We start from the raw sequence: 411 nt of genomic DNA, 5'->3' as shown, positions 1-411 counted from the left end.
ATATTATACCGATGATTACGTTTTTGAGGAAATTACTGTTGATACTGTTCGAATGGCCTCTATTGAAGAAATTATCGCAATGAAATTGGATGTTGTTCTACGTGGGGGAAGAAAAAAAGACTTTTGGGATTTGCATTATTTCTTGAACACAATACCCCCTTGGAGATATGATTTCGTACTTTCAAAAACGCTATCCTTATAATGATGATTTCATTAAAATCAAACAAATGCTAATCGATTTTACTGCTGCGGATTTAGATTTTGAGCCCAATTGTTTGCTTTCTAAAAACTGGGAACTCATTAAATTAGATTTTATGGAAAAGATTTCCCAGAACCCGAAAGCCCTGTAATCACGATCCCTTTCTCCCGAGGAATACGGACGACTCTATTTTTTAGATTGTGTACTCGCGC

Annotated in this window: 1 protein-coding gene; it reads left to right on the top strand. The window is 35.8% G+C overall.

Annotation, left to right across the window (positions count from 1 at the left end; all coding sequences use genetic code 11):
* The coding region (locus B2145_RS04745; RefSeq protein WP_291098959.1) for a nucleotidyl transferase AbiEii/AbiGii toxin family protein at positions 1–202 on the top strand (202 nt) is incomplete at its 5' end.
* Between the last annotated feature and the right edge of the window lie 209 nt (positions 203–411).

Source organism: Flavobacterium sp. UBA5153 (assembly GCA_002413745.1).
Lineage (GTDB): Bacteria > Bacteroidota > Bacteroidia > Flavobacteriales > Flavobacteriaceae > Flavobacterium.
The sequence above is the reverse complement of the archived record's forward strand: the minus strand, read 5'-3'. Positions and strand labels throughout refer to the sequence as shown.